This is a genomic window from Streptococcus xiaochunlingii (genome assembly GCF_006385805.1).
Lineage (GTDB): Bacteria > Bacillota > Bacilli > Lactobacillales > Streptococcaceae > Streptococcus > Streptococcus xiaochunlingii.
Window position 1 is genome coordinate 125,568 of record NZ_VFSG01000002.1, and the last position, 25,955, is coordinate 151,522.

The following is a 25,955-nucleotide window of genomic DNA, read 5'->3' on the forward strand; positions in this document are numbered from 1 at the left end:
TTAGTTTTCTTCTTTCTTACGAGATGGAATAAGGAAGCCAAGACTAGTCATCACTAATCCGAAAAGGGCCAAGATAGAAGCACGTTCTCCTGTTTCAGGCAAGCTTTTTTCGCGGATAGAAGGAGCGAATGCTGGCTTAGCAGTTTCTTGGCGATCTTCTACAGGGCGAGTTCCTTCTGGATTTGGTGCAGGAAGGGTAATGGTTTGTTGGCTATGAGACAGGGTGATGGTTTCATCTTGTGCCGGTTTCTGATGGTTCGGTACAAAGACAAATGAAGGGTTTCCTGTTTCAGAATGTGTTGGTTCTTCTGGTTTTGTTTCAGGTTCTACTTTTGGTTCCACATAAACAAAGCGGTATTCCCCAAATCCTTCTTGTTTAGACGGTTCAAGGTAGACGACATCTCCGTCTTTACCAACTAGTTCCTTGGCTTTATCAGCGGTCAAGAAGCGGACATCCAGCCCCTTGATACTGTCTGTAAAGCGCCAGTTACCGTCTGCACTTGGGTTGATGTTCTTTTCTTCCAAGATGTAGTTGATGATAGCTTGGCGGTTTTCTAATCCAAGGAGTTGGTTTAGGCTAGCATCGCGAACGCCTGGGAATTTCCCGTTTGCCCGGTAGTTGTTGGTCACCACGATAAATTCTTGATCCGCAGTTACTTCCTTACCTTGGTATTTCAAGTTGCGCACACGGCTAGCGTCTGGGTTAACCGTTTTTCCTTCGCGGTCGTATTTATTTGGCTGGGTCACGTCGAACTCATAGGTTACCCCGTCGATAACGTCAAAGTTGTAGGTCCGGTAGTTAGGGTTGACAAGCTGTTGAGGCTCTTTACTGGTTGGGTCGATCGTGTTGAATTGTCCAGCAGACATTTCCAACCATTCCTTAAGTTGGGAACCAGTCACCTTGAGGATGGCAGTGACATTATCATAGAGATAAAGGTCAGCGACGTTCTTGATAGCGATTGGGCCAGCAGGGATATCTGTGTAGGCAGTGGCATCTCCACGTGTACCCGCCTTAAATGGTGCTGCAGCAGAGAGGATTGGAAGGTTGGCTTCCGGAGTTCCTGCTAATTCTTTCTTAGCATACCAAATTTGTGCGTTGTTCACGATTTGGACAGATGGATCATCCTTCACAAGGGCAAAGTAGCTAGTGATTGGAGCAGAAGTAGTTCCGACTTGTTGGCGGACGTATTTGACTGTTCCTTCATGCGCTTCTTTCGCAATCTCGGTGATGCGCTCATCGGCTACTTTTGATTTGGTGTCGATCTTGCGGATGGCAGCCTTGCTTCCAACAACAGACCATTTACCATCGGTATAGCGCAGATTGAGGTCGATCACCCCAAGGTGGTCGCCGTATTTTCCAGCCATGGTAACGGGTGTTCCGTTGATTTTACCGTTTACACCGTCGACGCCCGCATATTTTTCGTAGAAGCCAGTTCCGTTTCCGCTTGGGAATTCTGCGTGAGAGTGTCCTGTTACAACTGCATCAACGCCTGGGAGGCTGGCGATTTGGTAGCCTTCGTTTTCTTCACCTTTTTCGTACTTGTCATCTCCGATACCAGAGTGAGAGAGAACGAGGACGACATCTGCTCCGGCTTTGCGCATTTCTGGAATGATGGCTTGGATGGCTTCGACGGAGTCATTGACCTTGACCTTACCTTCAAGGTTAGCCTTGTCCCAGCTGAGGATTTGTGGAGGAACAATCCCTGTTACCCCGATATTAACATCGACTGAACGACCGTTCTTATCGGTATAGGTCTTTTTTATGATCTTATATGGGTCGTAGACAAAAGCGCCAGTCTTTGCATCCACAACGTTGGCATTGACGATTGGCATGCCGGCAGTAGAGATGACCTTTTTAAGGTAGTCTAGTCCGTAGTTGAATTCGTGGTTTCCAAGCGTTCCTGCATCAAAGCCTAATTTTTGAAGAGCTGTATACATAGGGTGTTGCTCGCCGTCTTTGATGGGATTAACGATGGCCTTGTAGGTACCGAGAGGAGTTCCTTGGATAGTATCTCCGTTATCAACGAGGAGGACGTTGCTGTTTTCTTTTTTTGCATCTTCGATCAAGACAGCTGTTTTTGCCAGACCAACGTTTTGCGCCGGTTTGTCTTGGTAATAGTCATAGTTGACCAAGTTGGTATGAAGGTCCGTTGTCGCAAGGATGCGGACGTCGACTTCTTGCCCCTCAACTGGAGCGGTCGCTTTTGCGTCACTGGCGCTATTTTGAGGTGCAGCTGGAGTCGCTTCGGTTGCTGTAGTAGCGGCTTCTCCGCTAGCAGTCAGAGTGTTATTGCTAGTAGATGCTTCAGGAGACGCAGGAGTTGCAGCTTCTGTGACAGCAGTTGCTGACGAATCAGTTGCGCTTGAGCTTGTCGCTTCATCTGCCTGGGCAGTCGTCGTTGCCAAGAAAGCAGCAGCAAGGCTGAATAGGGCAGCCTGTTTACGGTATGATGACATGGTTGTCCTCCTAAATAAAATGATGTCTTTCTATTATATCTTATTTTGTTCAGAATGTATTCGTTTTCGTAGGATTTCTATATGATAAATGGATAAAATTTCCTATAAAAGCCGAAAGAAAGCCTAAAAACTGAAGAAAAATTTTTTTAAGTTCGGAAATTGTGCTACTTATTTTTGGGGAAGCGAGCCCTTTCTCGGAAAGTCAATCGGACTAGTTTTCATATAGAGCTAAAAGTGATAGAATAGAAGGCAAGAAAGTGGAGAAAACTAGATGCCGAAAGAAGAACCTTTAACAGGGGGCCAGGTTATTGCCCTTACCAAAAAATACTTGTCGGGAGAGGATGTTGCATTTGTAGAAAAAGCTCTCCTTTATGCGGTCGACTGCCATAGTGGGCAATTCCGTAAATCAGGAGAACCCTATATCATCCACCCTATTCAAGTTGCCGGCATTTTGGCAAAATTGAAGTTGGATGCTGTGACGGTTGCCTGTGGTTTTTTGCACGACGTTGTCGAGGATACAGACGCGACCCTAGATGATTTAGAACGCGAATTTGGACACGATGTCCGAGTGATTGTTGATGGAGTGACCAAGCTCGGGAAGGTCAAATACAAGTCCCATGAAGAGCAGCTAGCAGAGAACCACCGCAAGATGCTCATGGCCATGTCTCAGGACATCCGTGTCATCTTGGTCAAGCTAGCAGACCGCTTGCACAACATGCGGACTTTGAAGCATTTACGCAAGGACAAGCAAGAACGGATTTCCCAGGAAACCATGGAAATCTATGCACCACTAGCCCACCGTCTCGGGATTTCCAGCGTCAAGTGGGAATTGGAAGATCTATCCTTCCGTTATCTGAACGAAGTCGAGTTCTATAAAATTTCCCATATGATGAAGGAGAAGCGTCGCGAGCGGGAAGCCTTGGTAGAAGAAGTTGTCCAAAAGATCGAGTCCTATGCGGCAGAACGCCACCTCTATGGGAAAATCTATGGTCGTCCTAAGCATATCTACTCCATCTACCGCAAGATGCAGGATAAGAAGAAACGCTTTGATGAAATCTATGATTTGATTGCCATTCGCTGTATCCTGGAATCACCGAGCGATGTCTACGCCATGCTGGGCTATATCCACGAGTTGTGGAAGCCTATGCCAGGCCGTTTCAAGGACTACATCGCCAATCGTAAGGCCAATGGTTACCAGTCCATCCATACCACTGTTTACGGTCCAAAAGGTCCCATCGAGTTCCAGATCCGTACAAAGGAAATGCACGAGGTTGCTGAGTACGGGGTTGCGGCACACTGGGCCTATAAGAAAGGAATCAAGGGCCAAGTCAACAGCAAAGAATCGGCTATTGGGATGAACTGGATCAAGGAGATGATGGAACTCCAAGACCAGGCGGATGATGCCAAGGAATTTGTTGATACTGTCAAAGAAAACTATCTGGCAGAAGAGATTTATGTCTTTACTCCAGATGGAGCGGTTCGTTCTCTTCCAAAGGATTCTGGACCGATTGACTTTGCCTATGAGATTCATACCAAGATCGGGGAAAAAGCGACTGGTGCCAAGGTTAATGGCCGTATGGTTCCTTTGACTACCAAGCTGAAAACGGGTGACCAGGTTGAAATCATCACCAATCCAAATTCATTTGGTCCAAGCCGTGACTGGCTCAATATCGTCAAGACCAGCAAGGCGCGTAATAAGATCCGCCAATTCTTTAAGAACCAAGACAAGGAACTCTCGATCAACCGTGGACGAGAGTTGCTCATGGCTCAATTCCATGAGCATGATATGATTGCCAACAAGTTCATGGACAAGAAGCACATGGACAAGGTCTTGCAAAAGACCAGCTACAAGACCGAAGAGGCCCTGTTTGCGGCTATTGGTTTTGGAGAAGTAGGAGCCATCTCTGTCTTTAACCGTTTGACAGAAGAAGAGCGTCGCGAAGAGGAAAAGGCCAAGGCGCGTGCAGAAGCTGAAGAGCTGGTCAAAGGTGGCGAGGTCAAGGTTGAAAACAAAAAAGACACCCTCAAGGTCCGCCATGAAGGTGGCGTGGTTATCCAAGGGGCTTCCGGTCTCTTGATCCGGATTGCCAAGTGTTGCAATCCCGTCCCAGGAGATACAATTGTCGGTTACATTACCAAAGGACGTGGGGTTGCCATTCACCGTCAAGACTGTATGAACCTACGGGCCCAAGACAACTACGAGCAACGCTTGATCGACGTCGAGTGGGAAGACAATAACACGACCAAGGACTACATCGCCCATATCGATATATATGGCCTCAACCGCGCAGGCCTCCTCAACGATGTCCTTCAAGTCCTCTCCAATACGGCCAAGATGATCTCAACCGTCAATGCCCAACCAACCAAAGATATGAAGTTTGCCAATATCCACATTTCCTTTGGGATTCCAAACCTGTCCATGTTGACAACGGTGGTGGATAAGATTAAGAGTGTGCCGGAGGTGTACTCTGTTAAGCGGACCAACGGCTAATCTTCTGCGAAAATCGACTTCATACTGCGTTAGTTTCGACTGGCCTAACTACAGTTATGCCTGCGTCTCACTGCCTTGTCTGATGTCGATTTTCTTTGAAACATAGTGGTGAACCCAATAGATTGTATAAATAGGATAATAAGATGAAATTAGTAATTCAACGGGTCAAAAGTGCCTCGGTTTCTATTGACGGTCAAGTTTATAGTCAGATTCAAGAAGGTCTTCTTCTCCTAGTGGGAGTGGGGCCGGAGGATGACCAGAAGGATCTGGAATATGCGGTGCGGAAGGTTACCCAAATGCGGATTTTCTCGGATGAAGAAGGGAAGATGAACTTATCTGTCAAGGATATTCAAGGGGAAATCCTCTCAGTTTCGCAGTTTACCCTCTTTGCCCAGACAAAAAAAGGCAATCGTCCAGCCTTTATTGGGGCAGCTAGTCCAGAGATGGCCAGCCAGCTCTACGATGACTTCAATGATTTGTTAGAAAAGGAAGTCCCTGTCAAACGTGGGATCTTCGCTGCAGAAATGGCAATCGAACTCATTAATGATGGCCCAGTGACTATCATCCTCAATACGAAAAATCCATAGAAAAACAAGCCCTTGATTAAAGGGCTTGTTTGAATGTAGACAAATTACTTTTTACTTAGGATAGCTGGATAACTTTTCAAAAAAATCCTTATATTACTTTGAGTTGTCGAAGTAAATCCGAAACTTTCCGCCGTGAGAAAAATGCTTGAAACATTGTTGTTTCAAGCACTTGGGAGTTTTGAAACCTTAGGTTCAAAACTAAGTCATGGAACTTCGTAGAAGTTCGCTGACGTCCGTACTCACCTAAGGAAAGTTTCTAGGAATACTATTTCTTCAATCTGACATGCTCTTAATCAGAGGGCATGTTTTTCTATGTAAAGTTGTTGGGCAATCAGATGATTGATCTGGATGTCTTGGTCTTTAATCTGGAGCTTATAGAGGCCAGTGTAATCGTCGTATCCTTTGAAGAGAATGTCATCTCCAATGGTCAGTTGGATCTGGTCTAAAAAATTCAGCAATTCAAAGCTATCCTGGACTCTTCGCAAACGATAGGTTCCCAGTTCGCTGACATCACTCAAACGGTCCTGGTAAGCCTCGATGAGGAGTTGTCCTTTAGGTGGAATAGTTCCTCCGTGGGGGCAGGTCCTAGGAGTGTCTAACATCTGGTCAAGTTTATCGATAAAGCGGTCGGAGACAGTATGCTCGAGCACCTCAGCCTCTTCATGGACTTCTTCAGTTGTATAGCTCAGTTTTTTGAGCAAGAACACTTCAATCAATCGGTGCTTGCGAAAGAGATCGGAAACTGTTTGAAGGCCGAGCTCGGTAAGCAGATAGCCGTGGGTCTTATCCTTGATGAGGAGATTCTCCGAGATCATTCGCTTGACCATCTCAGTCACGGCTGGAGGCGAAACCTGCATCCGGGCCGCAATCTCTTTGTTACTAATTTTTTCATGTTGCGTGCCAATTTCATAGATGCACTTGAGGTAATCTTCTTTATTTGGTGTCATAGGGTCCTCTTTTCTTCGCTCCTTCTAGTATATCAAAAAAAGCGCAAAATGGCTTGGCCAGTGGATAGGAATTGTCTGGGAGGGCGAAAGATGATAGTATAGAAGCATAAACCGAAAACAATATGGAAAGGAGGGGGCAGATGAAGCGACGGGAATTAGAAAAACTGGGCTGGACGACCAGAGGTCTCAGCTACTTAGAAAAACGACTGCAGTCTTGCGAAGATGAAGCAAGAAGGCAAGACTGTTACCGCTCTGTCTTTGTCTTTGCCAGCCCTCTTTTCCAAGAGATGTGGCAGAGAGAACTGCAAGGGTTGACGGAAGGCCGTGCCCAGGCCTTCTTAAGAGGGGTCATGCACCTCTGTCTCATGCCACGGGATTTATCGGGAACCTGTGAAGAGACCGCCTTCTTACTGAAGCGGTTCTGGCCAGCTTGCCCGCCTCATTCACCTTTTTGGTCCTCTTTTTCAAGAGTGGTCCAAGTAGCATTTGCTCAGGATCCATTAGCTAGCAAAGAGGGAGACCAGCTCTTAAAACGCCAGATCCACCAGTTCCGCTATCTGCTCTCTGCATACCAGGCCCAGTGGATTCGGGAGCATTATGCCAAAACTGGACAGACTGATGAAGAGGCGCTACAAGCTTACTTACAGGAGACAAAAGGAATTAAAATCGATGCTTATGCGGCGGCTCGTCTCCACAATAAGGTCTATGTGGATCAAGACGGCCAGCTCGCCTTCCCATCTCGTGCCCAGACTCAGTTGAATTTTAAGGTCTTGCTTAACTTTCATACAGAGTATATCCTGGATCAGGGTGGCCAGTTTCTCAACGAAGTGGATCCGAATCAGATTTCTGAAAATGGCATTGTCAATGGAGCCAGTTTCAACTATGGCTTAGCTAGAGGCCGAACCCATAAGGACTTGGATATCGATCCCGTTAAACCGTGGGATCCGCCATTTCGTAAGAAAGTTCTCTATCAGCAAGGTGTTCGCTACCTAGCTCCAAAGAATGATCGTGGAGAGCAGGGTTATTGGAGCCGGAAGGGAACCTTTGCACAAGGAGGCAAGAGCTACAAGCAACAGGTAGCAAAGCGTGTGCGGCGCTTCCTCAGAGGCATCCCACGCTTACGCTGGCGAGTCCTCCTTCAGAATGGACTCCATCGGATTTTATAGTAGTCCTCTTTCGGATTGAAGAAAAAGGACTCTTAGAAACTCACTTAAGGAAAGTCTCTGAACGAATTTTGTAAATATAGAAAAGAGGTCGTAGACCTCTTTTTCGTTTAATCAAGTGCTTTGACAGCTTCGATTGCGGCGTCGTAATTTGGTTCGCTGTTGATGTTGTCGAGGTATTCAACGTATGTGACCTTGTTATCCGCATCTAGGACCAAGACAGCGCGTGCGAGCAAGTGCCATTCATTGATCAAGAGGCCATAGGCTTTTCCGAAGGAATGGTCGAAGTAGTCTGAGAGCATGATGGCATTTTCGATCCCTTCAGCAGCGCACCATTTACCTTGAGCGAAAGGAAGGTCGACAGAGACGGTCAAGACCACAGTGTCCTCCATGTCAGAGAGGGCCTGGTTGAAGTGACGTGTTTGAGTGGAACAGATGCCTGTGTCAATGGATGGGATCACGCTGAGGACTTTTTTCTTCCCAGCAAAATCAGCCAAAGATTTTTTCTTCAAGTTTGGCGTAGTCAGTGAAAAGTCGTGGGCGGTATCGCCAACTTGGAGTTGAGATCCGGTAAAGGTAACAGGGTTTCCTAAAAATGTTGTCATAGCAAAGACTCCTTTTTTCTTTTCATTGTACATTAATGAAGGGGGAAGAGCCACTGATTTGTTTGAGAATCTAATCAGCTTTAGAGACTTATTTGTTCAAACCTTCTGCGATTTTCTCTAAATTCCATTTCATCATGCTGTAGTAGCTGTCGCCTTCTTCCCCTTCTTTAGCAATCGAGTCAGTAAAGATCTTTGCAAAGATAGGGATATTGCTATCCTTAGACACAGTTTTCATAGGACGCTCATCGACACTGGATTCGACAAAGAGGGACGGTACTTTGGTTTGACGCAATTTCTCTAGCAGCGTTTTGATTTGTTCAGGTGTCCCTTCTTCTTCAGTGTTGATTTCCCAGATATAGGCAGATGGGACGCCGTAGGCTTTGGAGAAGTACTTGAAGCAACCCTCACTGGTTACGATCATCTTCTTCTCTGCTGGGATGTTATTGAATGCTTGCTTGGCTTCTTGATCCAGCTTGCTCAGTTTTTCAGTATAGGCTGCTAGATTTTTTTCGTAGAAGTCCTTATTTTTTGGATCTTTGGCGATCAATTGTTTAGCAATGTTTTTAGCATAGATGATCCCGTTTTCGAGATTGAGCCAAGCGTGAGGGTCTTCTTTTCCAGCTTGGTTTTGGCCTTCTAGGTAGATGACCTCTACGCCATCGCTGGCAGCGAAATAGTCCTTGTTTTCTACTTTATTAGCATTTTTGACCAACTTGGTAAACCAAGCATTGCCACCCGTTTCGAGGTTGATGCCGTTGTAGAAGATGAGGTCTGCTTGTGAAGTTTTTTTGACATCTTCTGGGAGTGGTTCGTATTCATGGGGATCTTGGCCGACAGGGACAATACTGTGTAGCTCGATTTTATCCCCCGCGATATTTTTGGTGATATCTGCGAGGATGGAGTTGGTGGTGACCACCTTCAATTTATCAGATGAGGACTTGGAAGAAGAGCCTTTGCTACAGGCCATAAGGCCGAATAAGAGCGCCACAAAGAGGGCAAGGACAGAAGCGATTTTTTTCATGTGTTTCTCCTTTAATGAGGTGAAAGAGCGTGCTTATTCTTTCTCTGCTTAGGAGCGATAAAGAAGCTGATGAGAAAGAAGACTGCAGAAGTGAGGACGATACAAGACCCAACGGCGATGTTAAAGCTGTAGCCAATAAAGAGTCCCAGGATGGATGCAAGAGCACCTAATCCGGATGAAAGGAGCATCATGGACCAGAGGCTATTGGCATAGAGATAGGCTGTCGCAGCGGGTGTGATGAGCATGGCAACGATGAGAATGGTCCCGACACTCTGCATAGCAGTGACAGAAACCAAGGTCAAGAGCACCATGAGAAGGTAGTGATAGACCTTGACCCGGACGCCCATGGACTGAGCCAGAACGGGGTCAAAAGATGTGAGCAGTAAGGGTCGAAAGAGCAGGCAAATCACCAGCAAGACCGCCACCCCAATACCGATGGTCATCCACATATCCTGGTCTTGCACGGCCAAGATATTCCCAAAGAGGATGTGGAAAAGGTCGGTGGAACTTTTAGCGATTCCAATCAGAATGACTCCTAAGGCGAGGAAAGAAGAAAAGGTAATCCCAATTGCAGTGTCGCTCTTGATGATGGAGTTGCTCTTGATATAGGTGATGAGGATGGAAGCTAAAAGTCCAAAGGTAATGGCGCCAATAAAGAAATTGATGCCCAGGATAAAGGAAAGGGCCACACCTGGAAGGACCGCGTGTGAGATGGCATCTCCCATGAGAGACATGCCTCGCAAAATGATGAAACATCCGACTGCACCAGCGACGATCCCTATGGCAATAGCTGTAATGAGAGCGTTTTGGAGGAAATGAAATTGTTGTAATCCATCGATAAATTCTGCAATCATCTGATTTCACCTCCTATAAAAAGTTCATGACCGTAGGCTGCGTGAAGATTCTCTTTGGTAAAGGTTTCTTCTGTTTTCCCAAAAGCAATCAGTTTGCGATGAAGGAGCAGGATCTGGTCAAAATAAGCTGGGACCTTGCTCAGATCGTGATGGACAATCAGGATGGTCTTGCCTTCCTTTTTCAAGGTTTGGAGTGTCTGCATGATGATGTCTTCGCTAACAGAGTCAATCCCAGCAAAGGGCTCATCCAAGAAGATGACCTCTGCTTCTTGAACCAAGCAGCGGGCGATCAGAACCCTTTGGAATTGCCCTCCTGAAAGCTGGCCAATCTGGCGATCTGCTAGATCAAGAAGATTGACAAGTTTCAAGGCATTTTCTACTTTTTGGAGATCCTCTTTGCTTTTTCTCTTGAAGATAGAAAGATGGGGATAGAGCCCCAGCGAGACACACTCCCGCACCGTGATGGGGAAGTGGAAATCAATAGCGGATTTCTGTTCGACGTAGGCCACTCGTTGAAGAACTTGGCCGAGGTCTTTTTGATCGAGCTGGACCTTTCCCGAATGAGGGAGAAGTCCTAGCATGGCCTTGATCAGGGTTGATTTTCCAGCTCCGTTGGGTCCAAGAATGCCTAGGATGGTTGGACCCTGGATGGTGAGGGAAAGATCCTCCAAGGCCAGTGTTTGCTGGTAAGCAACACTTAGATGTTCAATTTGAATCATGATTTTGCTCCTTTACCATTAATATACATGAATGAAAAAATTAAGTCAAGTTAATTTTTAAAATAATTTAGATTAAATCTTTTGTAATCATTGAAAAATAGACCTATTTTTGATAAGGTTAATAGAAAAGAATGAAAGTGAGAAGATCATGGTACGTTTACAAGATGATTTTTATGATTACGTCAATGGGGAATGGGCTGAGACAGCTGTTATTCCTGATGACAAACCGTCAACTGGTGGTTTTATGGACTTGATCCAAGATATCGAAAACTTGATGTTGGATATTACCGGAAAATGGCAACGGGGAGAAGAATTGCCTGAAGACAGCATTCTGCAAAACTTTGTCAAATACCACAAAATGGTGGCAGATTTTGATGCGCGGGAAGCAGCTGGTGTAGCAACAGTCATGCCCTTGATCAATGAAATTAAGGCTCTGTCTTCTTTTGAAGACTATACCAGCAAGTTGGGGACCTATGAACTAGCTGGTAAACCAAATCTCATGCCATTTAGCGTGTCACCAGACTTTATGAATGCTCAAATGAATGTCTTGTGGGGAGAGTCTCTTGCTCTCATCTTGCCAGATACGACCTACTATGAAGAAGGAAACGAAAAAGGACCAGAATTGCTGGCTATCTGGCGCCAAATGATGGAAAAACTCTTGCCAAAATTTGATTTCTCAGAGGAAGAAATCAAAGATATCCTGGATAAGGTCATTGCAGCGGACGCAGAATTAGCCAAATATGTCTTGTCAAATGAAGAAAGATCAGAGTACAACAAACTCTACCATCCTTATGAGTGGGCAGATTTCAAGGCCTTGGTTCCAGAATTGCCACTCGATGCCTTCTTTACTGAAGTGATCGGACAAACACCAGATAAAATCATCGTGCCAGAAGAGCGTTTCTGGAAAGAATTTGCACCAAAATACTACTCGGCAGCCAACTGGGAAACCATTCATGCCAAATTGAAACTCGGTGCAGCCTTAGATTGGACGTCTTTCTTGACCGAAGAAATCCGTGTCTTGTCTGGTGAATATGGACGGATCATCACGGGGATTCCAGAACCTCGTCCAAAAGAAAAAGCCGCTTTGGCCTTGGCAGAAGGACCTTATAGCCAAGCGCTTGGACTCTGGTATGCGGGAGAAAAATTCTCACCAGAAGCAAAAGCAGACGTAGAGCATAAAGTAGCGACCATGATTGACGTCTACAAGGAGCGCTTAGAAAAAGCAGACTGGCTCGCTCCTGAAACTCGTGAAAAAGCCATTGTCAAACTCAATGTCATTACACCGCATATTGGCTACCCTGAAAAATTACCAGAAACATACGCCAAAAAGATTATCGACGAGAGCAAGACCTTGGTGGAAAATGCTCAAGCTCTCTATGAAATTTCCATTGCCCATACTTGGAGCAAGTGGAACCAACCAGTCGATCGGAGCGAATGGCACATGCCAGCTAATATGGTCAATGCTTACTATGATCCGCAACAAAACCAAATCGTCTTCCCAGCAGCGATTTTACAAGCACCTTTCTATGACCTTCACCAATCATCATCAGCCAACTACGGCGGAATCGGTGCGGTCATTGCCCATGAAATCTCCCACGCCTTTGACACCAATGGAGCCTCCTTTGACGAGCACGGTAGCTTGAAAGACTGGTGGAAGCCAGAAGATTACGAAGCCTTTACCGCTCGTACTCAAAAAGTCATCGATCAGTTTGAAGGACAAGACTCATACGGTGCCAAGATCAACGGGAAATTGACCGTTTCTGAAAACGTAGCAGACCTCGGTGGTATCGCTGCAGCTCTTGAAGCCGCTAAGAAAGAGGAAGATTTCTCAGCAGAAGAATTCTTCACCAACTTTGCTCGCATCTGGCGCATGAAAGCCCGAACAGAGTACATGCAACTCCTCGCAAGTGTCGATGTCCACGCACCAGGAAAACTCCGTACCAATGTTCAATTACCAAACTTTGATGAATTCTTTGAAACCTTTGATGTCAAAGAAGGCGACGGCATGTGGCGCGCACCAGAAGACCGTGTGATTATTTGGTAAATCAAGATACTAAGCCCGAAAAAAAGCGAGAAGAAAATAGGAGATTGACCATGTGGGCCATGCTCACCAGGCAATCTCTCTTTTTCTCGATGCTCGTGAAAGAATAAGAAATCCCCAAAGCCAAGTTTCAATCTACTGAAACTAGCTTTGGGGATTTTTGAGTGGATTAGAAATAACAGTGAATGTCATGATCTAAAAAAACTTGCTGGTAGTCATATAAATCTTCTGGATGCAGGGCTTTTATTCCTTCCATTTCATAGCGACGTCCTAAAAGTTTGTATTTATTTTCTCCAAACTGGTGAAATGGGAGAAGTTGTACTTCATCGATGTTGAGAGAATTAAAAAGGGAAGCAAATTCTTCAGCATCAGTTAAAGAGTCATTGAAATTAGGAATGACTGGAATACGTAAAACGATTGTTTTGTTTTGAGCAAAGGCATAATGAATATTTTTAATAATCAGATGATTGTTGACTCCGACAACCTTCTTATGTTTAAGTGTATTGTAATGTTTAAGGTCTGTATAAATAAAATCAACATACTGAATGAGATCGACAAATTTCTCATGTTCAACAAAAGCTGTCGTTTCGATTGCAGTATGAAGTCCAACTTCTTTCGCAGCTTTTAAGATTGCTTTGGCAAATTCAAATTGAGCGAAGATTTCTCCACCAGACAGGGTAAGGCCACCACCAGATTCTTCGTAGAAGTCAACGTCTTTTAAGACATCATCTATGATTTCTGTAACTGTTTTTTCTTCTCCCGTGATGGTTTCCTTTTTAGTAACAGCATCCAACATTTTTTCAGGATTTGCGCGCTGGGATTCAGGATTGGAGCACCATGGACAACGCAGGGGACATCCTTTTAGAAATACAGTAGTTCGGATGCCAGGGCCATCATGGATACTAAAGTGTTGGATATTAAAGATTATGCCACGATTTTGTTCCATATTTTTGCTCTCCTATCAATCTAGTAAGTCCATTATACATTATTTAAGAAACTAATTCAATTACGAACGAAAGTTTATTTTGTTTTGAATTCACTCGAAAATTTGCTAAAATAGAGAAGAGGTAAAAAGAATGCAACGTTTAGATGAAATATTGAAATTAGTATCGGAATTTGAAAAGATTGATGTTAATAGCTTGTCTGAGAAATTACAAGTCTCTAAAGTGACCATTCGAAAGGATTTGGACAAGCTAGAATCCAAAGGATTATTGCATAGAGAACACGGCTATGCTGTTTTAAATAGTGGAGATGATATCAATGTTCGATTGTCCTTTCAATATGATACCAAGAAAAGAATAGCCAAGGAAGCTGCTAAATTAATTAAGGATAACGACACGGTTTTGATTGAATCGGGCTCTACATGTGCTTTGCTAGCGGAAGAAATTTGCCAAACAAAAAAGAATGTCAAGATTGTGACAAATTCTTATTTTATTGCAGATTATATTCAGGAATATGATTCTTGTAAAATCATCCTACTTGGTGGTGAATTTCAAAAAGAATCGAGAGTGACTGTAGGTCCGCTTTTGAAAGAATTAATCCGCTCGTTTAGAGTTCCCTTTGCTTTTGTAGGGGTTGACGGATATGATGATGAACTTGGCTTTACTGGGAAAGATATGATGAGAAGTGAAGTTGTTCAAGCTATGTCCGATGTTTCTAAGGAAGTGGTTGTCTTGACAGATTCAAGTAAATTTGGGAAATGTGGAACCGTCAGACGATTTGCACTTTCACAAGTTTCGAGAGTCATAACAGATAAGAATATATCTCAAGAAGCGAAAGAAAAACTTGAGGATTCACAAACGATTTTAACTTTAGTATAAGAAGGAGAAGCCAATTGAAAGATGAACGGAAAAAGTTACTTGCTAAATTAGCCTATCTATACTATGTTGAAGACAAAAGTCAATCGCAAATCGCAGCAGAAACTGGAATCTACCGTACAACTGTCAGCAGAATGCTAGCAGAGGCTAAAAAAGAGGGAGTTGTAAAAATTGAAATCGAAAACTTTGATACTCGCCTCTTCCATTTAGAAAATTATATCAAACAAAAATATGGCTTAAAAGCTATCGAAATTATACCGAATCTAGTTGATGAGCCTCGAGAAAGCCTTGAAAAGCGACTGGCTCAAGCAAGTGCGGTCATGCTGCGTAATTTGATTGAAGATGGAATGACAGTCGGATTTTCATGGGGCAAGTCTCTCAGATTAATGGTAGAACAAGTTGGAACGAAGCGTTTGGATGGTGTTCAGTTTTATCCCCTAGCTGGAGGTCCCAGTCATATTCATGCTCGCTACCATGTCAATACGCTGATCTACAGTATGGCGAGTAAATTTCATGGGGAATGTCATTTTATAAACGCGAGTGTCATTCAAGAAAATTCTGAGGTGACGGAAGGTATCTTATCTTCTAAGTATTTTGAGGATTTGAAAGCTAGTTGGCGTTGTTTGGATGTTGCGGCTGTGGGGATTGGTGGCTATGCAGATAGCAAGAATCCTCAGTGGTTTGATATGCTGACATCAAATGATTTTAGGAAATTGGAGTCAGAACATGCTGTAGGAGAAGTATGCTGTCGTTTCTTTGATCAAGAAGGTGTCCCCGTTTATCCTGAATTACAGGAAAGAACAATATCTATCACATTGGAGGAATTGAGAAAGGTACCAAACACCATCTCTTTAGCCTACGGTGATCAGAAAGCAAAAGCTATTTTATCGGTTATGAAAGCCAACTATATCAATCATTTAGTCACAGATGAAGCAACGATCTTAAAAGTCTTAGAATTAGATGGTGATCAGCAATTTACTAAAAAATAGGACAGCAAGGATGCAGTCCTTATTTTTTTGAGCTGAATAGCACAAATGTGCAAAAAACAAAAACAACAATCAAATGTTGCGATTTTTATTGACCGGCAAAAATATAAATGGTATATTGACAATAGAAAAAGCGCTTTCAGTAGATTAACAAAGGAGTGTAGTGCACATGGAAATAATTGTTGCAGACCAAATTATTATGGGATTGATTTTAAATGCGGGTGATGCTAAACAGCATATTTACCAAGCTTTATCATATGCTAAGGAGGGCGATTTTACATCTTCTGAAGGCGAAATTGCAAAAGCAGATGCAGCATTGCTAGAAGCGCATAACCTGCAAACACAATTTTTAGCCCAGGAAGCAGGTGGGACAAAGACAGATATTACAGCTCTGTTTGTGCACTCACAAGATCACTTAATGACTTCAATCACAGAGATTAACTTGATTAAAGAAATGATTGACTTACGTAAAGAACTTTCAGCGAAACAATAAGGAGGAAAAGAAGATGAAAATTGGATTGTTTTGTGCAGCAGGATTTTCAACAGGAATGTTGGTAAATAATATGAAGGTGGCGGCTAAGGAATTAGGGATTGATGCTGAAATCGATGCCTATTCTCAAGCGAAATTAGCAGATTTTGCCCCAGAAATCGATGTTGCATTGTTGGGCCCTCAAGTAGCTTATACTTTGGATAAATCAAAAGCGATTTGTGAGGCAAACCATATTCCTATTGCTGTCATCCCTATGGCAGATTATGGGATGTTGGATGGTAAGAAAGTACTAAATCTAGCTCTAGAATTGCTAGGAGAAAAATAAGGAGGCTTCCCATGTCTAATTTTAATTCTCAGAAAATTATCGCTCCAATCATGCGTTTTGTAAACATGAAAGGAATTATTGCTCTTAAAGATGGGATGTTAGCGATCCTTCCATTAACGGTAGTTGGTAGTTTGTTTCTGATTATTGGGCAATTACCATTTGAAGGTCTTAATCAGGCTATTGCTAGTGTATTTGGCGATACATGGACAGAGCCATTTATGCAGGTTTATTCAGGAACATTCGCCATCATGGGATTAATTTCTTGCTTCTCCATTGGTTATTCATATGCTAAAAACAGTGGTGTAGAACCTTTGCCAGCAGGAGTTTTGTCCCTATCTTCATTCTTTATCTTGTTAAAATCTTCTTATGTACCAGCTAAGGGAGAACCGATTGGCGATGCCATTGCAAAAGTATGGTTTGGTGGTCAAGGGATTATCGGTGCTATTATTATTGGTCTGGTAGTTGGTGCGATTTATACTGTGTTTATCCAAAGACATATTGTTATTAAAATGCCAGAACAAGTACCTCAAGCCATTGCCAAACAATTTGAAGCGATGATTCCTGCTTTCGTGATTTTCTTACTATCAATGATTGTCTATATCGTATCAAAAGTAGTGACAAGTGGCGGTACCTTCATTGAAATGATTTATGATGTCATTCAGGTTCCTCTACAAGGTCTAACAGGATCACTTTACGGAGCGATTGGAATTGCCTTCTTTATTTCGTTCTTGTGGTGGTTTGGTGTGCATGGACAATCAGTTGTCAATGGTGTAGTAACAGCCTTGCTACTTTCTAACCTGGATGCCAATAAATCAATGTTGGCAGCTGGGAAGCTATCCGTTGAAAATGGTGCCCACATTGTAACCCAACAATTCCTAGATAGTTTCCTTATTTTGTCTGGATCAGGTATAACCTTTGGTTTGGTTATTGCTATGTTATTTGCTGCTAAGTCAAAACAATATAAGGCACTTGGGAAAGTTGCAGCTTTTCCTGCAATCTTCAATGTTAATGAACCCGTCGTATTTGGCTTCCCAATTGTAATGAACCCAGTGATGTTCCTTCCATTTATTATCGTTCCAATTTTAGCAGCGATAATTGTTTACACTTCAATTGCTATTGGGTTCATGCATCCATTCTCAGGTGTGACTCTTCCTTGGAGTACACCAGCCATTATTTCTGGATTTATGGTTGGAGGTTGGCAAGGTGCTTTCGTTCAAGTGCTGGTTCTTGCAACCTCGACTGTCGTATATTTCCCATTCTTCAAATTCCAAGATAATCTTGCCTATAACAACGAATTACAAGCTGAAAAATAGTGCGTTTATTAGGAATGCACAGATGTGCGACTAGAATAGAATTTATAGGTATTATCCATAATTCATTGAAATTCGTAAAATTTAATGCTACTATAGTTACGAAAGAAAACAAAATAATTTCAAAAGAAAGGTTTTGAAAAAATGAAACAAGTAGAAGTAGCAAGTACAAGCATTAAAACAGAATATTTTGGAAGCCTCACTGAACGCATGAATAAGTATCGTGAAGATGTCTTAAACAAGAAGCCTTACATCGATGCTGAACGTGCTGTTCTTGCAACTAAGGCATATGATCGTTATAAGGAACAACCAAATGTTCTTAAACGTGCCTATATGTTGAAAGAGATTCTTGAAAATATGACAATCTATATTGAGGATGAATCCATGATTGCTGGAAACCAAGCATCCTCTAATAAAGATGCTCCGATCTTCCCAGAATATACTTTAGAGTTCGTTCTGAAGGAATTGGATCTTTTTGAAAAGCGGGATGGTGACGTCTTCTATATTACGGAAGAAACGAAAGAGCAGCTCCGTAGTATCGCACCGTTCTGGGAAAATAATAACTTACGGGCAAGAGCTGGAGCTCTTCTACCTGAAGAAGTATCTGTCTATATGGAAACAGGATTCTTCGGTATGGAAGGGAAGATGAATTCAGGAGATGCCCACTTAGCAGTCAATTATCAAAAATTATTGCAATATGGCTTGAAAGGTTTTGAAGAAAGAGCTCGCCAAGCTAAAGCAGCCCTAGATCTAACGGATCCAGCTAGCATTGATAAGTACCATTTTTACGATTCTATCTTTATCGTAGTTGATGCTGTTAAGACCTATGCTCAACGATTTGTGGAACTTGCTAAACAACTTGCTGAAACAGCAACTCCTGAACGTAAGAAGGAATTGCTTGAAATTGCAGAGATTTGCTCAAAAGTTCCATACGAGCCTGCAAGTACATTTGCAGAGGCTGTTCAGTCTGTTTGGTTTATCCAATGTATTCTTCAGATTGAATCAAATGGACACTCACTTTCATATGGCCGTTTTGACCAATATATGTATCCATACGTTAAAGCTGATTTGGAAAGTGGACGGGAAACTGAAGAGAGTATTGTTGAACGCTTGACCAACCTGTGGATTAAGACTATTACAATTAACAAAGTACGTAGTCAAGCACATACCTTCTCATCTGCAGGTAGTCCGCTTTATCAAAACGTTACGATTGGTGGTCAAACGCGTGATAAGAAAGATGCCGTTAACCCATTGTCTTATTTAGTGTTGAAGTCTGTTGCTCAAACTCACCTTCCTCAACCAAACTTAACAGTTCGTTACCATGCTGGTTTGGATGCCCGCTTCATGAACGAATGTATTGAAGTTATGAAGCTCGGATTCGGTATGCCTGCTTTCAATAATGATGAGATCATTATTCCATCCTTTATTTCAAAAGGTGTTCTTGAAGAAGATGCTTATGATTACAGTGCAATTGGTTGTGTAGAAACAGCTGTTCCAGGTAAATGGGGATATCGCTGTACAGGTATGAGTTATATGAACTTCCCTAAAGTTTTGCTCATCACGATGAATGATGGAATCGATCCTGCTTCTGGCAAGCGATTTGCACCAAGCTTCGGTCATTTTAAAGACATGAAGAGCTTCGATGAATTGCAGACTGCTTGGGACAAGACTTTGCGCCACTTAACTCGCATGAGTGTGATCGTAGAAAACTCGATCGACCTATCTCTTGAAAGAGAAGTGCCAGATATCCTCTGTTCAGCTTTGACAGATGACTGTATTGGACGTGGAAAACACCTAAAAGAAGGTGGAGCTGTCTACGATTATATTTCTGGTTTACAAGTGGGTATTGCAAACTTATCCGATTCACTTGCAGCAATCAAGAAACTGGTATTCGAAGAAGGACGCTTAACGCCACAAGAGCTATGGCATGCTCTGGAAACCGATTACGAGGGCGAACGTGGAAAAGAAATCCAAGAGATGCTTATCCATGATGCACCGAAGTATGGAAACGATGATGACTATGCAGACAGCTTAGTTCGAGAAGCATACGATATTTATGTGGATGAAATTGCTAAATATCCAAATACTCGCTATGGACGTGGGCCAATCGGTGGTATCCGTTACTCAGGTACATCTTCTATTTCAGCCAATGTAGGACAAGGTCGTGGAACATTAGCTACTCCGGACGGTCGTAATGCTGGAACTCCACTAGCAGAAGGATGCTCTCCATCCCACAATATGGACCAACATGGCCCAACATCTGTTCTAAAATCTGTTTCTAAATTGCCAACAGATGAAATTGTTGGTGGTGTTTTACTGAACCAAAAAGTAAACCCACAAACTTTAGCCAAAGAAGAAGATAAATTAAAACTTATTGCTTTACTCCGTACGTTCTTTAATCGTCTACATGGATACCATATTCAATACAATGTGGTTTCTAGAGAAACGTTGTTAGATGCTCAAAAACATCCGGAAAAACACCGTGACTTAATTGTACGTGTTGCAGGCTACTCAGCTTTCTTCAATGTACTATCAAGAGCTACACAAGATGATATTATTGGACGGACAGAGCATACTCTATAGTAAAGAGGTATGTATATGGAATTTATGCTTGATACTTTAAATTTAGATGAGATAAAAAAATGGGCACGAGTGTTACCCCTTGCTGGGGTAACTTCGAACCCAACAATTGCTAAAAAAGAAGGGGACATTGATTTTTTTGATCGTATCCATAAGGTGCGAGAAATCATTGGAGGCTCTCCTTCCATCCATGTTCAAGTTGTCGCAAAAGATTATGAAGGAATTTTGAAAGATGCGGCTAAAATTCGCGAACAATGCGATGAAAACACCTATATTAAAGTCCCAGTAACACCTGAAGGACTTGCTGCAATTAAAGTGTTAAAAGCAGAGGGTTACAAAATTACTGCAACAGCAATCTATACTGTTTTTCAAGGACTGTTAGCGATTGAGGCAGGAGCCGACTATTTAGCACCTTATTACAATCGTATGGAAAACTTAAACATTGATTCAGCTCAGGTTATTTCTCAGTTAGCGAGTGCCATAGAGCGTGATCATTCATCAAGCAAAATTCTAGCAGCTTCCTTTAAAAATGTGGCTCAAGTTAATCGAGCATTTAAAGAAGGAACACAAGCAATTACGGCAGGGGCAGATGTCTTTGAAGCAGCTTTTGGAATGCCTTCTATTGCAAAAGCAGTAGATGACTTCGAGGCAGATTGGTCAGCCGTTCATCATAAGAATACAATTTGATAAAGGAGGAGTGTATGAGAAATTTTGCAAGTCCATCTCGTTACATTCAAGGGGAAAATGCTTTATTTGAAAATGCAAAACCAATTTTAGAACTGGGGAGTCATCCCGTTTTACTCTGTGATTCAGTAGTCTATGATATCGTAGGGGAACGTTTTGAAAAGTATCTCCTTCGGTATGGCTTTACAGTCTTGCCAGTATTCTTCAATGGTGAAGCTTCTGATAATGAAATCAATCGTGTGGTCAGTCTGGCAGAAGAAAATGGCTGTGACTTAGTCATCGGACTTGGTGGAGGAAAGACCATCGACAGTGCAAAAGCCATTGCCGATCTTCTAAAATCACCAGTTGTCATTGCTCCGACCATTGCCTCTACAGATGCTCCGGTTTCAGCCTTGTCAGTTATCTACACGGATGAAGGTGCCTTTGCTCGCTATATCTTCTATTCTAAAAACCCAGAATTGGTCTTGGTGGATAGCAAAGTCATCTCTCAAGCACCGAAACGTTTGCTCGCTTCTGGTATCGCAGATGGATTAGCGACTTGGGTTGAAGCGCGTGCGGTGATGCAAGCCAACGGAAAAACCATGCTAGGCAAACACCAAACTTTAGCTGGTGTCGCGATTGCGCAACGTTGTGAAGAAATCTTATTTGCAGACGGACTTCAAGCCATGGCTGCTTGTGAAGCCAAAGTGGTAACGCCTGCTCTTGAAAACATCATTGAAGCCAATACCCTTCTCAGTGGGATTGGATTTGAAAGTGGTGGCTTGGCAGCAGCTCACGCCATCCATAATGGCTTTACTGCCCTCACTGGAGACATTCACCATTTGACTCACGGTGAAAAAGTTGCTTATGGAACCTTGGTTCAATTGTTCTTGGAAAATCGTCCTAAAGAAGAATTGAATAAATACATTCGTTTCTATCAACAAATAGGTATGCCAACCACTCTGAAAGAAATGCATCTTGAAAATGCAAGCTACGAAGATCTTCTCAAGGTTGGCCAACAAGCCACCATCGAAGGAGAAACCATCCATCAAATGCCATTCAAGGTACAAGCCTCTGATATTGCCCAAGCCATTGTAGCAGTAGATGCTTATGTCAACTCCTTAGGCTAATCAAAGAAATACAGAAACCATCGTCTGTTGGCGATGGTTTTTTTGATGGTTGGTCGTTTCGTTTGATTTGGAGGTGTATCCTTCTGAATGAATAGCTTTTCCCTTCCACATAGCTGAAAAATGCAACCATATAGAAGGATCAAAGGCAAATGCTCCGATTTTTGATAGACTCAGGAGGTAGCGTTACAAATACAAATTGGAGGAAATGAAATGATAGAATGTAGTCAAAAAGAATTGGAACAAATTGTAGGAGGTGGGGGTTCTCGCCCAAATGTGATTTCAGGTCAGTCAGATAAGATTGAGATTGGACGTCCTGGCTTTGTGAAGCGACCACCGCTCGCTCGTATTTAAGATATGATAGCAATCTTGATCATGGTGTTTTGAAATCTAGATAGAAAGAATAGGAAAAAAATGAAAATCTATGCAGAAAAAGAATTGACGACAAATGAACTCGAACAAACCGTTGGAGGAATGATCCGTCCGACCAGAAGCCCAGAACTAACGTATGGTGGCGGTGGTTGGGGAACCCCTGGAATTTACCCGGGTTGGGGAAATCAAGGAATGTCGCCTTCAGGTGGCGGTTTTAGATGGCTGGAGCAAATTGCCCCAATATTTAGTAGAAAAAGAAAATAAGATAGAAAGGTGAATGCAATGAGAAAGACAGACAGACCGTTTCAACTCGCGACACTAGGGATTCTCTGCATCAATTTTGCGCTTTTTAACGTTGGGCTCCCAACGGATTTAGTGGGCCACCTATCGGATGACTCTTATTATGGCTTGCTCCTCTTGTTGATTGGATTGATTGGGGGGTTAGCCGTTACACTCTTGGTAAAGAGTCGTCGTTGGGACTTGTACGGGAAATTTACTTTTAAAGCTTCTTATTTTGCGGTTTTTGTGCTTGTTTTTCTTGCTCACTTTTTATGGGATATGTTTTCTGCAGAGGTATTTCCACCGACTAAGAATTCCATAGCCCTTGCAGAAGTATCTAGTGGTTTGTCAGGCTGGGCCTTGGTATTGATACGTTATGTCTATGCCTGCTTGCTGGCTCCTATCGTGGAGGAACTAGTCTTTCGTGATTTGGTCATGACGGCGTTGGCATCTTATCAGAAGTATAAGCTGGATATGCTGGTGTCTGCTTCCTTGTTCAGCCTCTCGCATGTCTGGCAGCATGGTTGGGATTTGCCAAGCTTTATCGTTTACTTGGTACCGGGCCTGCTATTTTGTGCGGTCCTGCGCTATACCAAATCGATCTACTGGGCTATCCTTCAGCATGCCTCTTGGAATAGCTTCCTTACCCTCTTATCCCTCCTGGTCAGTGGGATTTAAGCAAAGGGAGCTAGTGTCAGGGGCTTTTATTCATCATCAAAGAAGCAGTTCAATACTGCTTTTTTGTATGGAATCAAAACCACTATTTTTCTTAACTTTTGAAATATTATACAGTTAAACGTTTACATTTTTCCACAAAGTGCTATAATTTAATATGAAGAATAACATTTTATACAGAGGTGATCCATATGAAAAAAGGGAAGCTACTCTTAGCCACCGGCGCTCTACTTTTGTCTGTAAGCGCACTGGTAGCCTGCTCACAAGGAGGGAAATCTTCAAGTTCGGGTGAAAAAGTTTTTAGCTATGTTTACACTACTGATCCAGATACATTAGATTATTCTCTGTCCAATAAGCAATCAACTTCAGAATTTACAGGAAATGCTGAAGATGGCTTATTAGAAGTGGATCAGTATGGGAACTTAATTTCATCTCTTGCTAAGGATTGGTCTGTCTCAAAGGATGGTTTGACATACACTTATAAGCTCCGTAAAGGGGTTAAATGGGTAACCGCTGAGGGGGAAGAATTCGGAGAAGTTAAGGCTCAAGACTTTGTGACGGGGCTTCAACATGCTGCGGATAAAAAGTCTCAAGCTCTTTACTTGGTCCAGAAGTCAGTGAAAGGATTGGATGATTATGTATCTGGAAAATCCAAAGATTTCTCTACTGTTGGAGTCAAGGCTATTGATGATTATACCGTTGAGTATACGTTGAATCAGCCTGAAAGTTTCTGGAATTCTAAAACCACCATGGGCATTTTGATGCCAGTCAATAAAGAATTCTTAGATTCTAAAGGGGATGACTACGGTCAAGGCACTAACCCTTCTAGTATTCTTTATTGTGGCCCATACTTGATTAAATCCATCACATCTAAATCTGTTGTGACCCTTGAAAAAAATCCCTCTTATTGGGATGCTGATAATGTAAAAATTTCTAAGGTCAAGCTAACCTATTATGATGGACAAGATTCAGAATCTTTGATTCGTGGCTTTGATAACGGAGACTTTACGGTTGCCCGTGTCTTTCCAAATGGTTCTAACTATAAGAGTGTTGAGAAGAAGCACAAAGACGATATTGTCTTTAGTGACCAAGGATCTTCTACTTATAACTTGTCCTTCAATATTGACCGTCAAGCTTATGAGATTACGACGAAGACGACAGACGCTCAAAAGAGCTCAACCAAGAAAGCGATTTTGAATAAGGACTTCCGTCAAGCAGTCTTGTTTGCATTTAATCGTCAGGCATATGTAGCTCAAGCTAATGGTGAGGCATCTGCCGATAAGGTTATTCGAAATACTTTTGTTCCACCTAGCTTTGTTCAAATTGATGGAAAAGAATTTGGTAACTCGGTAGAAAAATATCTAGGAGAACATGGGGAAGAATGGCAAGGAGTATCTGTTACAGATGGAAAAGATACTCTTTATAATCCAAATAAGGCAAAAGAAGAATTTGCTAAGGCTAAAACAGTACTTCAAAGTCAAGGAGTTGAATTCCCAATTCATTTGGATCTTCCAGTAGCATCAACTTATACTGTAGGCGTTAAACAGGCCCAATCTTTTAAACAATCGATTGAATCAACCCTAGGGTCAGAAAATGTTGTTATCGACCTAAAAATGGTTTCTGAGGATGATCTTCAACGTGTGACCTACTTTGCTGAAAATGCTTCTCAACAAGACTGGGATTTGAACAATAACTTGGGTTGGGGACCAGACTATACCGATCCATCTTCTTACCTAGATATCACAAACTCTAAGACGGGTGAAAATGCCAATGCCTACTTTGGATTTGATGCGGGTACCAATAATGCCGCAGCCAAAGAAGCTGGTTTTGATGAATATGATCAATTGATCGAAGATGCGCACAATGAAACCAAAGATGTCAATGCCCGCTATGAAAAATATGCTAAGGCTCAGGCTTGGTTGACAGATAGTGCCCTCTTGATCCCGATTCATTCAGATGGTGCCTCTCCAGGTGTGCGTAAGACAGTTCCATACTCAGCTGCCTTTGCTTGGACAGGACACAAGGGTCAATCCTTCAACTACAAGTACTTGGAATTGCAAGACAAAGTCTTGACAGCCAAAGAGTACGATGAAGCGCGTGAACAATGGAAGAAAGAAAAAGAAGAATCCAATAAGAAAGCTCAAAAAGAACTAGAAAGTCACGTAGAAGACTAGGAATTTAAGAGCAATTGTCTATTGAACAGGGAAGAGAATGGGACAGAAATCGGTAATTCGTTAGAATTCGATTTCGTCGTCCCACCTCCGCACAGTTGAGTAGGGCTGTAAAAGCTGATGAAATCAGCGTAGTAGAGCCCACTCAACCACTGCGTCTTGTTCGATAATCCAAAGACAATTGAGAGGCTAGGACTTTTGTCCCAGCCTCTTTTTGATGGATAGAACCTTTAAAAATCCCTTAAAAATGGTATAATAGGAGCATCACGAAAATT

At 42.7% G+C, this 25,955-nt stretch carries 23 protein-coding genes; 16 read left to right on the plus strand and 7 right to left on the minus strand.

Annotated features, from left to right (window positions below; translation table 11 throughout):
* Positions 1 to 2,457, minus strand: a complete 2,457-nt coding sequence (locus tag FJR71_RS08060; protein WP_140814549.1) for a bifunctional 2',3'-cyclic-nucleotide 2'-phosphodiesterase/3'-nucleotidase — start codon at positions 2,455 to 2,457, stop codon at positions 1 to 3.
* 271 nt (positions 2,458 to 2,728) lie between these two features.
* Between FJR71_RS08060 and FJR71_RS08065 the strand changes: the two genes are divergently transcribed.
* Complete coding sequence (locus FJR71_RS08065) at positions 2,729 to 4,948, plus strand: RelA/SpoT family protein (RefSeq protein ID WP_140814552.1); 2,220 nt, start codon at positions 2,729 to 2,731, stop codon at positions 4,946 to 4,948.
* Positions 4,949 to 5,091: 143 nt separating this feature from the next.
* The gene (gene dtd, locus FJR71_RS08070) at positions 5,092 to 5,535 is read left to right on the plus strand and encodes a D-aminoacyl-tRNA deacylase (protein WP_140814554.1); all 444 of its coding nucleotides are present in this window, start codon (positions 5,092 to 5,094) and stop codon (positions 5,533 to 5,535) included.
* 293 nt (positions 5,536 to 5,828) lie between these two features.
* Here dtd and FJR71_RS08075 read toward each other — a convergent pair whose 3' ends face one another.
* Positions 5,829 to 6,482 carry a metal-dependent transcriptional regulator gene (locus FJR71_RS08075; protein WP_140814557.1) on the minus strand — a complete coding sequence of 218 codons (654 nt, stop codon included), beginning with the start codon at positions 6,480 to 6,482 and terminating at the stop codon, positions 5,829 to 5,831.
* Positions 6,483 to 6,622: 140 nt separating this feature from the next.
* Between FJR71_RS08075 and FJR71_RS08080 the strand changes: the two genes are divergently transcribed.
* Positions 6,623 to 7,648, plus strand: a complete 1,026-nt coding sequence (locus FJR71_RS08080) for a DUF3114 domain-containing protein (RefSeq protein WP_140814559.1) — start codon at positions 6,623 to 6,625, stop codon at positions 7,646 to 7,648.
* Positions 7,649 to 7,755: 107 nt separating this feature from the next.
* Here FJR71_RS08080 and tpx read toward each other — a convergent pair whose 3' ends face one another.
* The 4 genes from tpx to FJR71_RS08100 form a co-directional block, all read right to left on the minus strand.
* Positions 7,756 to 8,250 (minus strand): thiol peroxidase, encoded by a 495-nt coding sequence (tpx, locus tag FJR71_RS08085; protein WP_140814561.1) that lies wholly within the window; start codon positions 8,248 to 8,250, stop codon positions 7,756 to 7,758.
* A gap of 88 nt (positions 8,251 to 8,338) precedes the next feature.
* Positions 8,339 to 9,271: a metal ABC transporter substrate-binding protein gene (locus tag FJR71_RS08090; RefSeq protein ID WP_048691608.1), complete on the minus strand. Its 933-nt coding sequence runs from the start codon at positions 9,269 to 9,271 to the stop codon at positions 8,339 to 8,341.
* Between the two features lie 11 nt (positions 9,272 to 9,282).
* Positions 9,283 to 10,125: a metal ABC transporter permease gene (locus FJR71_RS08095; protein ID WP_048691610.1), complete on the minus strand. Its 843-nt coding sequence runs from the start codon at positions 10,123 to 10,125 to the stop codon at positions 9,283 to 9,285.
* On the minus strand, positions 10,122 to 10,844 hold the full coding sequence (locus FJR71_RS08100; protein WP_048691612.1) for a metal ABC transporter ATP-binding protein: 723 nt from the start codon (positions 10,842 to 10,844) through the stop codon (positions 10,122 to 10,124). The genes FJR71_RS08095 and FJR71_RS08100 overlap by 4 nt, the downstream gene beginning before the upstream one ends.
* Before the next feature lie 148 nt (positions 10,845 to 10,992).
* Here FJR71_RS08100 and FJR71_RS08105 point away from each other — a divergent pair, with 148 nt between their 5' ends.
* Entirely contained in the window at positions 10,993 to 12,888 is a 1,896-nt protein-coding gene (locus FJR71_RS08105; protein ID WP_125335729.1) for a M13 family metallopeptidase, read from the plus strand.
* Positions 12,889 to 13,054: 166 nt separating this feature from the next.
* Here FJR71_RS08105 and FJR71_RS08110 read toward each other — a convergent pair whose 3' ends face one another.
* Positions 13,055 to 13,831, minus strand: a complete 777-nt coding sequence (locus tag FJR71_RS08110) for a glycyl-radical enzyme activating protein (protein WP_048691616.1) — start codon at positions 13,829 to 13,831, stop codon at positions 13,055 to 13,057.
* 130 nt (positions 13,832 to 13,961) lie between these two features.
* Here FJR71_RS08110 and FJR71_RS08115 point away from each other — a divergent pair, with 130 nt between their 5' ends.
* From FJR71_RS08115 to FJR71_RS08170, 12 genes are all read left to right on the plus strand, one after another.
* Complete coding sequence (locus FJR71_RS08115; RefSeq protein WP_006595064.1) at positions 13,962 to 14,705, plus strand: DeoR/GlpR family DNA-binding transcription regulator; 744 nt, start codon at positions 13,962 to 13,964, stop codon at positions 14,703 to 14,705.
* A 14-nt stretch (positions 14,706 to 14,719) separates the two neighbouring features.
* Positions 14,720 to 15,691 (plus strand): sugar-binding transcriptional regulator, encoded by a 972-nt coding sequence (locus tag FJR71_RS08120; protein ID WP_061564680.1) that lies wholly within the window; start codon positions 14,720 to 14,722, stop codon positions 15,689 to 15,691.
* A 166-nt stretch (positions 15,692 to 15,857) separates the two neighbouring features.
* The gene (locus FJR71_RS08125) at positions 15,858 to 16,181 is read left to right on the plus strand and encodes a PTS lactose/cellobiose transporter subunit IIA (RefSeq protein ID WP_048691622.1); all 324 of its coding nucleotides are present in this window, start codon (positions 15,858 to 15,860) and stop codon (positions 16,179 to 16,181) included.
* 13 nt (positions 16,182 to 16,194) lie between these two features.
* Positions 16,195 to 16,503: a PTS sugar transporter subunit IIB gene (locus FJR71_RS08130; protein ID WP_013904534.1), complete on the plus strand. Its 309-nt coding sequence runs from the start codon at positions 16,195 to 16,197 to the stop codon at positions 16,501 to 16,503.
* Between the two features lie 11 nt (positions 16,504 to 16,514).
* Entirely contained in the window at positions 16,515 to 17,816 is a 1,302-nt protein-coding gene (locus tag FJR71_RS08135; RefSeq protein WP_048691625.1) for a PTS sugar transporter subunit IIC, read from the plus strand.
* 141 nt (positions 17,817 to 17,957) lie between these two features.
* Entirely contained in the window at positions 17,958 to 20,396 is a 2,439-nt protein-coding gene (locus tag FJR71_RS08140) for a glycyl radical protein (RefSeq protein ID WP_023027619.1), read from the plus strand.
* Positions 20,397 to 20,411: 15 nt separating this feature from the next.
* Positions 20,412 to 21,080, plus strand: a complete 669-nt coding sequence (locus FJR71_RS08145) for a fructose-6-phosphate aldolase (RefSeq protein ID WP_048717592.1) — start codon at positions 20,412 to 20,414, stop codon at positions 21,078 to 21,080.
* Between the two features lie 14 nt (positions 21,081 to 21,094).
* On the plus strand, positions 21,095 to 22,186 hold the full coding sequence (locus FJR71_RS08150) for a glycerol dehydrogenase (RefSeq protein ID WP_061564682.1): 1,092 nt from the start codon (positions 21,095 to 21,097) through the stop codon (positions 22,184 to 22,186).
* A 210-nt stretch (positions 22,187 to 22,396) separates the two neighbouring features.
* Complete coding sequence (locus FJR71_RS08155) at positions 22,397 to 22,537, plus strand: bacteriocin (RefSeq protein WP_125389288.1); 141 nt, start codon at positions 22,397 to 22,399, stop codon at positions 22,535 to 22,537.
* A gap of 60 nt (positions 22,538 to 22,597) precedes the next feature.
* Positions 22,598 to 22,819, plus strand: a complete 222-nt coding sequence (locus FJR71_RS08160; RefSeq protein ID WP_140814563.1) for a hypothetical protein — start codon at positions 22,598 to 22,600, stop codon at positions 22,817 to 22,819.
* An 18-nt stretch (positions 22,820 to 22,837) separates the two neighbouring features.
* Entirely contained in the window at positions 22,838 to 23,512 is a 675-nt protein-coding gene (locus FJR71_RS08165; RefSeq protein ID WP_140814566.1) for a CPBP family intramembrane glutamic endopeptidase, read from the plus strand.
* Between the two features lie 188 nt (positions 23,513 to 23,700).
* Positions 23,701 to 25,683, plus strand: coding sequence for a peptide ABC transporter substrate-binding protein (locus tag FJR71_RS08170; protein WP_048691637.1), 1,983 nt, complete (start codon positions 23,701 to 23,703; stop codon positions 25,681 to 25,683).
* Positions 25,684 to 25,955: the final 272 nt, after the last annotated feature.